This is a genomic window from Pseudomonas sp. c313, assembly GCF_055407145.1.
Genome location: NZ_JBUZRD010000015.1, coordinates 56,935 through 65,815, shown reverse-complemented (window position 1 = coordinate 65,815; position 8,881 = coordinate 56,935). Strand labels below are relative to the sequence as shown.

6 protein-coding genes and 2 pseudogenes are annotated in these 8,881 nt (G+C 56.0%); 3 read left to right on the top strand and 5 right to left on the bottom strand.

All coding sequences use genetic code 11. The annotated features are described in order from the left end of the window. Positions 1 to 1,045: Ig-like domain-containing protein (locus ACZRKZ_RS25250; RefSeq protein ID WP_463983066.1), on the bottom strand; the 1,045-nt coding region annotated here is incomplete at its 3' end. 1,034 nt (positions 1,046 to 2,079) lie between these two features. Here ACZRKZ_RS25250 and ACZRKZ_RS25245 point away from each other — a divergent pair. Beyond that, positions 2,080 to 2,247, top strand: a pseudogene (locus tag ACZRKZ_RS25245) (IS5/IS1182 family transposase); the annotation flags it as partial. A gap of 251 nt (positions 2,248 to 2,498) precedes the next feature. Here the strand turns inward: ACZRKZ_RS25245 and ACZRKZ_RS25240 are convergent. The 4 genes and pseudogenes from ACZRKZ_RS25240 to ACZRKZ_RS25225 form a co-directional block, all read right to left on the bottom strand. Next, entirely contained in the window at positions 2,499 to 4,271 is a 1,773-nt protein-coding gene (locus tag ACZRKZ_RS25240) for an ATP-binding response regulator (protein WP_463983065.1), read from the bottom strand. Next, complete coding sequence (locus tag ACZRKZ_RS25235; protein ID WP_463983064.1) at positions 4,268 to 4,879, bottom strand: response regulator; 612 nt, start codon at positions 4,877 to 4,879, stop codon at positions 4,268 to 4,270. The genes ACZRKZ_RS25240 and ACZRKZ_RS25235 overlap by 4 nt, the downstream gene beginning before the upstream one ends. Positions 4,880 to 5,136: 257 nt before the next feature. Continuing rightward, complete coding sequence (locus ACZRKZ_RS25230) at positions 5,137 to 5,751, bottom strand: recombinase family protein (RefSeq protein ID WP_200661098.1); 615 nt, start codon at positions 5,749 to 5,751, stop codon at positions 5,137 to 5,139. A gap of 503 nt (positions 5,752 to 6,254) precedes the next feature. After that, positions 6,255 to 7,289: pseudogene (locus ACZRKZ_RS25225) on the bottom strand (DinB/UmuC family translesion DNA polymerase); the annotation flags it as partial. Between the two features lie 506 nt (positions 7,290 to 7,795). Here ACZRKZ_RS25225 and ACZRKZ_RS25220 point away from each other — a divergent pair. Then, a complete protein-coding gene (locus tag ACZRKZ_RS25220) occupies positions 7,796 to 8,158 on the top strand; it encodes a cupin domain-containing protein (protein ID WP_071534424.1) in 363 nt (120 codons plus the stop codon). A gap of 23 nt (positions 8,159 to 8,181) precedes the next feature. Next, entirely contained in the window at positions 8,182 to 8,745 is a 564-nt protein-coding gene (locus tag ACZRKZ_RS25215) for a chlorite dismutase family protein (RefSeq protein ID WP_026084028.1), read from the top strand. Positions 8,746 to 8,881: the final 136 nt, after the last annotated feature.

Sequence of the window (8,881 nt, the reverse complement as noted above, 5' to 3'; positions counted from 1 at the left end):
TGAAGCTGTCAGAGCCGGAGAAGCCTGCGTTCGGTGTGTAGGTGATGCTGGTGCCGCTGGCGGTGGCGTTGCCATGGCTAGCCGCGCTGGCAACGGCGACACTGGTGGCGGCGGCGCCGCTGATGTTCAGCGTGATCGGGTTGGCGCTGCTGTTTGCCGCGAGTGTTGCACTGACGGCACCGGCGACAGGCACCTGGGCACCGATCACCAGGGTATAGGCCCGTGAACCTGTAGCGCTGTAGGCGTCGGTGGCGGTGATGGTCAGGTTGGCGGTGCCGCTGGCGGAAGGCGTGCCACTGATTACTCCGGTGGAGGTGTTCAGGCTTATTCCAGGCGGCAGGCTGCCGGCGGTGATGGTGTAGGTGTAGGGCGCCGTGCCGCCGGAAGTGCTGAGGGTGGCGCTATAGGCAATGCCGATGATGCCATTGCTCAGGCCGCTTGGGCTCAGGGTAATGGTGGGCCTGCTGACGGTAATGCTCACCGTGGCTGGGCTGGAAGTGCCGCTGGCGTTGGTGGCGGTGTAGTTGAAGCTGTCAGAGCCGGAGAAGCCTGCGTTCGGTGTGTAGGTGATGCTGGTGCCGCTGGCGGTGGCGTTGCCATGGCTAGCCGCGCTGGCAACGGCGACACTGGTGGCGGCGCCGCCGCTGATGTTTAGAGTGATCGGATTGGCGCTGCTGTTGGCGGAGACGTAGACGCTGACCGGGCCGACCGTGGGCGCTGGCACTGGCGCTGTGTAGGTATAACCGTGGGTCAGTGCCGCGGAGCCACCCGGCGTGTAGACCAGCACGACTACCGTACCTGCTGCATGGCCTGGGGTGGTCGCGGTGATGCTCGTGTCGCTATTGACCGTGTAGCTAATGGCGGAGGTGCCGTCAAACATCACGCTTGTCGCACCGGTAAAGTTTGTACCGATAATTGTCACGCTGGTCATCCCCGTCGTGGGCCCGTTGTTGGGAGCAGTCGAGGTGAGGGTGGGGACTGCTGCCAGCGCCGGGTTTGCACCCAGCGCCAGCATCAGCAGGCACAGCCAAGCGATCAGCTGCAAAATACCAGGCCGGGCCTCAGCTATGCCGGAATTGCGGCCTCGCACTTGCCGCCGGAGCGCCGTAGAAAGGGGGATAAAGAATGACCATGCAGGGCAGTCAGCTACCGCGTTGCCAGGATGCAACATACGCTCTCCAATACAGAGTTTTTACTTATTGTTTAAAGCAGAGTGGGGCTTCTGATCATTAAGACGAATTCAGCCTGGGGCGGCAGGGGGGGGGCAATAGGCATAGGTGGGCATTAGAGCCAACACCTTGCAGACAGCTCAATCCTCGAAGCATTGCATTCCCCATCCCTAGGTCAGTTCAAGCGCGAGCAGGCGTGTGCCCGCCAGAATTGTCAAAAAATCTGTCGCGCGCCAACAGAACGACTTTCGCTCGGCGCTGGCTTTTTATGACTAACTAGCTAAAAAGTTTCCGATTGTGGCGATAGCGGCTCCTCGCCACAGGCCGCTATTGGGCACGTCCTCAAAGTCCGTACTGCAAATACTGCATGGCTTATCTTGCGGATAGTCACGGTGCTATTGCGTGCTCAATATCGATGCAACTTTTCAGGTGGGTTCCAGCAATTTCCAAACCAGCATTTATCCAGGATATGCGCCTTATCGGTACGACTTAGCGGCAGTCTTTTCAATACGTAGCTCAGCAGAACTTCCAGGCCGGTGTTACCAATTCTCTATTCCTTTGAGGGCAACAGCTACCTAGCTAATCGAAGATAGGGAGAGGCTTCGCGCGAAGAGACGAAGTTTGAGTACCGCCCCGCATGCAGACAAAATGCTTATCCTTAATGTTTGTAGCGAGGACCTCACAGAGATTCGGGCACTCTGCGCTCTAAGAAATACGCTGCGTGACACCTGAAATCGCTGAAAGAATATTTTTGTTAATGAACAGTCGAGCACAATAATTAGTCGAGAGCCTGATGCATATAGTCCATTTGGACTAGTTGCTTGCCCGTCCAAGGCGCTCAGGATTGCAGGGTTCGATCTGCTGGATGTGTACCTTCAACGTAAACGACGGGTGAAGCCATCTGGCAGTAGCGATAGAGGGGGTATTCGAAGCCGTCAATAATCGCGACCGCCACTTCACTCAGGGTAAGGTGTAAGCGCGTATGCAGCAGATCGAGCAGAGCATTGATCGATATCTGGCGGCGATGGATTCGGCGGATCGGACAATGCCCGAAGTGGCCGCCGCCAATGCAGTGCGGTGAATAGCCCCAGGTTTCGTTGGCACCACCATACCTTAAACAGTCAGGCTTTTGAGCAGATCAAGGAGCAGTCAAACTCTCCTTCAAAGAATAAACGATCGAAGTTACTGGAATATGCCTCCGCTCTACCCGGCGCTGCGATTACGGATATCTTTGATACCTGCGCGATCCTTGTGTTACCTCTCGGTCGCTCAATCGAAGGACAGAGAGGGCTGATGCGAATAAGCCCTACACGCCTGGGCCAGCTCTGATCAACCAGTAATATGACTGACCAGCTCCCTGTACAGCTGTGCCGGTGACACTGGCTTGTGCAACAACGGCACTCCGCTGTAGCGCGCTTCGCGCAAGCGTTCCGGCGCTGTATCACCGGTGATGAGCAGCGCCGGAATGACCACTCCAACAGCCACCCGTAACGACCTGATGGCCTGGGCACCGGTTTGGTTATTGCGCAGCCGATAGTCGCTGATCAGCATTTGCACGGGCCAATCCACTACTTGCTGCAGAGCCTCCTCGATGTGCTCCGCCCCCCGGCACTTGCAGCCCCAGTCCTCCAGCAGTTGCAGCATGCCCTGACGTACGAAGAAATCATCCTCGATGACCAGCACATGTAGTCCCTGCAAATGATTTGACATCAACTGCTGGTCGTCAGCCACGGTGAAGAGGTTTTCGTCAAAGCCGGTTCTGGCCAGAGGTAAGCGCACGCGAAAAACACTGCCACGCCCCGGTCGCGAAACCAGGCTCAGACCATGCTCCAGGGAACGGGCGAGGCCATCGGTGATCGCCAGTCCAAGTCCAAGCCCCTTTACGCGGTCACGCTCAGGATTACCCAGTTGGTGGAACTCGCGAAATATTTCCTCCTGCTGTTCTGGCGCGATACCTATACCGGTGTCGAAGACTTCGATCTGTACGTCGTCGCCACGTTTACGGCAGGCGATCAGTAAACCGCCCTGGTGGGTGTATCGAATGGCATTGGTAATCAAGTTACGCAGCATCAGCTCCAACAACGCAGGATCGGACAGCACCGCCAGGTTCGTTTCGCGATAGCGGTAGACGATATCCTTGGCGTCAGCCTGACTGCCAAGCTCGTTCTCCAGCTTATTAAGCAACGGTTGCAGGCGAAATGCACTGTGCTGCGGCTCGATCACCCCGGCCTCGATGCGAGAGAAATCCAGCAGTGTATTGAGCATCTGTGCAGAGGCCTGACTGGCAGCTCGCGCATTGCCCAGAACCTTGTGCTGGACAGGCGACAGATCGCTGCGCGCCAGCACCTCCAGAAACAGCTCTTGAGCGTGCACCGGCTGGCGCAGGTCATGGCTGGCCGCGGCAAGAAATTTGGATTTGGCCAGGTTTGCTTGCTCGGCCTTGATGCGGGCCTGCTCGGCACGCTCGGACTCAATGCGCAGTTTTTCTACCAGTTCCAGATTCTCGAAACGCAAGGCAATGGAACGACGTGACGAGCGGTGCCCCAGCAACGCCTGGCCGAGCTGGCCCGCGACGTAAAGGGAGCAGCCGACTGCCAACATGGTGTAGGAGTTATCCTCAATCAGCCATAACTTGCTGTTGATGACCCCCAGTTGTGCGAACTGCATACACATGTACAGGGGCAATACCGGTGCCAGCAAGGAAACCGCATTACCGCTGACCCCCGCCAGTGATGCCATGACCAGCAACTGTTCCGGTAGTGAGGCCTGCCCCATGATGATCCAAGCCAGCGCCCCCCAGGCCAGGCCCTCAAAGACCTTGATAAAACTCATGTGCAGGATCAGCGTCGCTATATTGTCTGGCGTCACACCGCGTTTGAGCGCCAGCGTTGCGTAGCTCACACAGAGCACTCTGCCCGACACGACCATTGCAAACCAGGCGTATAGCCAATTTCGGTTTTCTGGCGCAGACAGCGCGACCAACAGCACTGTCGCCAGGGCAATCCCCAGGTACAATGAGTTCTTCATGCCCATGAACACCAGGCACACTTGCTCGACACGGATATCACGCTCCAGGTCGTCGCTGGTCTTCAAGGTATTCAATTAATCAAACCTTCTCGGCGTGCGACAAAGGCTGCCTCCGAGCGACTGGCTACCTGCAAGGCCGCTAATGTGGCTTGAACGTGGCCTCGTACAGTGTTTTCAGAAAGATTAAGACGTCGGCCTATCATCTTGTTCGATAAACCCTGGCAGATCAGGTCGAGTACCTCGTACTGTCGCGGGGTCAGTACCACCTTCTGGCTCCCACCCCCAATCGCTGGCGGCGAAGGATCTCCCGTCATCGTCTGGCCTGCGAGAATCCGGGCAATCATTTCCAGCATTCGCGCAGGCGGTTCTGCTTTGCAGATAAAGCCCTGAGCGCCTCGTTCCATGGCCGTCCTGACAACGTGTGCATCCTGTATCGCCGATACCATCATAATTTTCGCCGAAGGCCATTTGCGCTTCAGAAGCGTCATTCCATCCAGGCCGTTGAGGCCGTCGAGCTGCACGTCGAGCAGTAGCAGATCCAGGATTTCACAAGGACAAAGCAACGCCTTTTCTATTGAGGAGGCTTCGAAAATATCACATCCCCCCAAGCCAGCGACCAGCACCATTGCAATGCCGGAACGGAACAAAGCGTGATCATCGATAAGTAGTAAGCGTTTGGTCATGGAAGCTATTCAATCCTGTGAGCCCTCGACGTGCAAGCAACCAGTCCAAATGGACTATGGCAACCAGGCTCGTATCTAAGCCTTTATAACGACCGCTTCCGCTGAAGCACCCGCAGAGATGCAGCACCAACAGCCGCTATCCGTTGCTTGCGAGCCGGCAATCCAAGCACTCGCAGGAAGTCTGGAATCCCCCCGTGTTTCGTAACATCCCACAGGCGCCTTTTGGCCGTAGTGAGCCATTCGCCTCCAGGTCAAGATCAGCCCCGTGAAAGCAACTTCAGGCCATCTGGACGCAACTCGCCCTTTGGCGAGACGTGCCGGTACAACGTCTGTCGAGTGACGCCGAGTTCCTCACACAGACCGCCAACCACGGTTTCCGGCTGCCCCATCGCCGCCATGGCCAATCGCAGTTTCGCTGCGGTCATCTTGAACGGCCGCCCGCCGTTCCTGCCGCGTGCTCGTGCCGATGCCAATCCTGCCATCGTGCGCTCGGAAATCAACTCCCGCTCGAACTCGGCCAGCGCAGCAAAAATACCGAACACAAGCTTGCCCGCGGCAGTCGTCGTGTCGACCGCAGCACCGTGACCGGTCAGGACTTTCAATCCCACGCTACGCGCAGTCAGGTCGTGCACGGTATTGATCAGATGGCGTAGATCGCGGCCGAGCCGATCGAGCTTCCACACGAGCAGCGTATCGCCTTCACGGAGCGCCTTCAGGCAAGCAGCCAACCCCGGTCGATCATCGCGTCGGCCTGAAGCCAGATCCTCGTAGAGATGTGAAGGACTCACCCCGGCGCCGATCAGTGCATCGCGCTGCAGATCGGTGGATTGGGATCCGTCCGCTTTCGACACCCGCATATAGCCGATCAACATCTCTTCACCTGTCACATATACGTTAGATTATGTGACAGTTTGAGTCGGGAAGCTCTGGCCGTCAAAAATTTTCACTTAACCCGTTATTTAATTTAAGACATGCAAAGGATTAATCAGGCTCATAATGTGACAAAAATTCCGGCGGAATCCGCTCGTTGGCAAACATGGCGCGCAAGTGCTCCAGGGAATACCGTTGCAACTAATGCTGGTTGGCAACAATAGAATGCAGGTCGGCGCGGATCAGTGCAGGTTCATTCGCAGTTAATGCTGGTTTGCAGGACCGGACAGTCGCAGTTAATCCTGGTCGAAAAACGCCTTGATTGCAGGTCGGGGCGTTTTCAAATGCTGGCCGTTACACCTTGGGATTGAAGGCGAAAGCCTTTCTGCAGAAGCACAGCAAAGTCGCGCACGACGCCATCTTTCAACAGGAGGATTGATCCAGGTGTCTGGCGTCGGTGTAGGGAAGTGTCGGGTTCCGTCTGTAGGTGCCTACAGCTTTTAGGCTATGAACAGTTGATACGCCATAACTGGTCGAGTTTAGTCGTGTAACTCTGGCTCATGAGGCTGCGCCGCATGGCCCATTCTGGACTCGATGGGACACTTGCCACCCGTAGAGTGCCGCGACCCCATCGATTGTTGATTTCATCCAGTACCGACATAACCTTTGTCGAGTCGGTGGGCTGGGTGCTTGCGAAAAGATCATCAGTGTATTCACCTGGCTGACATAGATTCAGCAGCATCACTTCGGCTTTGCTGTATCGGTAGCCTTGGCGGTACACCCGCTCAACGGCCTTGGTAGCGGCCTTCGTGAGCATCCGAACATCGTCAGTAGGGTAGGGAAGATCAACGATGACGCTGTTCGCATATTGGGCTTCTGAAGCGTTGAACATTCCAGTACGGATACCGACGCGAACCTTTTTGCACAATGAATGCTGAGCCCGTAGCTTTTCGGATGCCCGCATCATGTAGGTGGCCACCGCCTCTTGAATCGCCGGTAACTCAGTCAAACGCTGGCCAAACGCCCTGCTGCAACATATTTCCTGTTTGGGAGGATTTGGCTCATCCAGCTCCAGGCACGACGTGCCGGACAACTCCCTTGCCGTTTTCTCAATAACCACGCTGAATCTCTTGCGCAGGGTCCACGGATCGGCTTTTGCCAGGTCCATCGCGGTTTTGATACCCATCGCATCCAGATGAGCTTTCATTCGCCGGCCGACTCCCCAAACTTCGGAAACATCGGTGTTGCGCAAAACCCAGTCGCGCTTGAAGGTATCGCAAATATCGACAACCCCTCCTGTTTGCGCTTGCAGTCTTTTTGCCGTGTGGTTAGCCAACTTGGCCAGGGTTTTTGTGCGGGCAATGCCTACCCCGACAGGGATGCCGGTGCAGCGAAGAACCTGAGTGCGGATTTTGCGGCCGAGTTCTTCCGGATAAGGCACGCCGCGCAGATCCGCGAATGATTCATCGATGCTGTAGACCTCAACGGCGGGCACCATCGATTCAATTACGCTCATGACCCGCTGGCTCATATCGCCATTTATGTGTAATAGAAAGTCAATAAGAACCGGGCCATGCTCGCCCTTGGAGCTTCTCATACCCAACCGGTATGGCTGTAGCTTCTGAGGAGATCGCCGTCGCTCACCGGATCATCCGGTCATCCTGTTAGTAACCGGTCAAAGCTGATCTGTTACATCGAAGGCGGACACCTGTCCATCGACAACACCCCTGCCGAGCGGTGAACCGCCCTCCCATGTACATATGACCAAAACGTCGCCGTTATCCTACCGTTCTGTCATGCCTACCCACGACGGAGTATTGACGGTCTCCGTCCTATAACATAGCTTTTCCGAAAGGCGCTCAAGTACATATCGTCATGTGCATACGAGCCTCGTGTCGTTAAAAGAAATGGTTGGTGCCGCATGAAAGTGCTCTTCATGATGCCGTTCGGCGTGTCGAGCTTCTCCGCCCCCATCAAGATCAAGGCTTCGTCTTGGTGTTAGTGCCAGATGCACGTCACCTTGCGGTGCAGGAATGGAGTGTGAACATGAAAGCAGAAACGGAATCGCGGATTTTTTCGGTGGACGAATATGTCCGTCCGTCTAACGGCGAACCGATCCGTTCAGTTGTTCTGGAGACCAACGATTCTGTCGTTGTAGTTTGGCACGCCTACCCTAGGCAGGAAATAGCTGCCCATGTCCATCCTCACGGCCAAGATACTTGGACGGTTATCTCAGGTGAGGCCAAGTATTATCAAGGCAACGGCGTAGAAATTCATCTTAAAGCTGGAGATATTGCCATTGCAAAACCTGGGCAAGTACATGGTGCCGTGAACTCTGGTCCAGGACCTTTCATATTTGTCTCCGTGGTTGCGCCGGGCAGTGCAGGTTTTGCGTTATCTGAGAAATAGGCGAAAGGCCTGAGAGGAACCTGATGAATACACGAGTATTTACGTTCGCTGGTGGAGAAACGGGGGTTTGGCGCGTTGTTGCGATGAATGCCGTGGCAGGAGCCCCTCTCCCTGGAATCCCACGGCTCAACGTAGCCGCTGGCTCTGTTTCGCCGCAGCCTCCGGGCACCAAATGGCTCCTTCGCGGGATAACGAGTAACGAGCGCTATGTCGTGCGTGAAGAGAAGGATCGTCTCGTGGCGAAGCAGCCAAGCTTGGGTCGAGCAGAGGCTACCTGCGCCGCCCTGATCCCTATCCGGAAAAACCCCTCATGGTGGGGACTGTCTCAAGACGAACGCCGGAAGATTTTTGAGGAACAGTCCCGTCACATTCACATCGGGCTCCAATATCTCCCTGCTGTGGCCCGCCGCCTCCACCATTGTCGGGACCTGGGCGAGAACGAACCCTTCGACTTCTTGACTTGGTTCGAATATTCCCCGTCTGATGAGACGGCCTTTAACAGGCTTCTGGCCGAACTCCGAGCCTCGGTGGAGTGGCAGTATGTCGACAGAGAAATCGACATCCGGCTAGTGCATGAGCCGGCCTAGCATCAGGTTTAACTTCGATCTACGTGCGGCACACTCCTGCGACACCCGCAGCCCAGCAAAACCCCGAAAAATCTAGTGTGTCGCATAACTTAGGAGTAACGCGACAGGTATGTCTAGCGAGCCACTAGTCGCTTAA